2 protein-coding genes are annotated in these 1,150 nt (G+C 69.0%); both read left to right on the forward strand.

Annotated features, from left to right (window positions below; translation table 11 throughout):
* The first annotated feature begins 128 nt into the window (after positions 1-128).
* On the forward strand, positions 129-584 hold the full coding sequence (locus tag ACIOJE_RS41300) for a hypothetical protein (protein ID WP_400783859.1): 456 nt from the start codon (positions 129-131) through the stop codon (positions 582-584).
* A 58-nt stretch (positions 585-642) separates the two neighbouring features.
* The coding region (locus ACIOJE_RS41305) for a transposase family protein (protein ID WP_400783861.1) at positions 643-1,150 on the forward strand (508 nt) is incomplete at its 3' end.

Consider the following 1,150-nt stretch of genomic DNA (forward strand, 5'->3'; position numbering starts at 1 on the left):
CTAGCAGGTGATCGTCTGCCGCGTGATGGCTTCGCCGGAATCACTCCGCCGCCCCAGAGTCGCCTCATACGCTCCGTAGGGAGGGACGCGGGAAGGGGCTGCTCGTGGCGGATGTGTTGGTGTGGGTGATGCAGCGTCGGGTAGTGCTGGCCGACCGTGCCGAGCGGCTGCGCAAGGAGCTCGCCGAGATCGACGCCGAGGTCGCCCGGCTGGAGGCCGCGGAGGTGGTGTTCGGGCAGTTCGCCGACGCCCAGCGGGCCGGGACGACCGATGACCCGGCCGTGGCCGAGGAGTTCGAGCGGGTTACGACCTCGCCCGGCGCGGGCGGGATGCTGCTGGTCCCGCACCGCGAGGACGGCATGGATACTGGCGTGCTGCCTGCGGACTACCAGGCGATCATGAAGATCGTGACTGCAGTGTCGGAGCCGGTTCCGGCCAAGGACGTCAGCGTCAAGCTCGGCAGGGGCGCCGGACCCGGGCAGGTCGAGCCGGTCCGTGACAAGCTCAAGCGACTGGCGGACCGGGGTTGGCTGCACCGCACCCCCGCCGGTCGCTTCACTGCCCCACCCCTGCCTGCCGCATGACCGCCTCAGGCCGGAATTCGGCGTAACGCGGAGGCCCTCGACGGGAGTTGGGGATTCCATGCGAAAGAAGACCAGCTCCGCCGAGGGCCCTGAAGGGTTTGTCTACCAGTGCCGCCTGCCGTTGTCGAGCACGACCGTGAACATGGTCGCGGACCTGATTCGCGGCCACCTGAAGAAGATCCGCTCGCGCTGGCGCAAGCTGGGTCCCGGGCAGATCGCCGTGGTCGTGCTCGCCGTCCTGCGGCATGACCAGCGGCTTTGCGACATGGCCGGCGGCAATGACGTCTCCGCCTCCACGGTGCGCCGCTGGCTGTTGGAAGTGATCGCACTGCTCGCGGCCCGCGCCCCGCGCCTGGACCGCGCCCTGAAGAAGATCGCCCGAAAGGGTGGGGTCGTCGTACTGCTGGACGGCACACTGGTCCGCACCCGCAGACGCACCGGGGACGAGAACCGGCCCAACTATTCCGGCAAGCACAAGGCCCACGGCCTGCTGTTCCTCGCGCTCACCGATGAGAAGGGCAACCTGATCTGGATCTCGGCCGCGAAGCCGGGCCGTTCCAGCGAGA

Origin of the sequence: Kitasatospora sp. NPDC087861, assembly GCF_044742585.1 — a bacterium.
In the GTDB taxonomy this organism is placed as follows: Bacteria; Actinomycetota; Actinomycetes; order Streptomycetales; family Streptomycetaceae; genus Kitasatospora.

Excerpts from the sequence above, each read along its gene's own strand:
- ACIOJE_RS41300 (WP_400783859.1), top strand. The coding sequence starts at position 129 with ATGCAGCGTCGGGTAGTGCTGGCCGACCGTGCCGAGCGGCTGCGCAAG.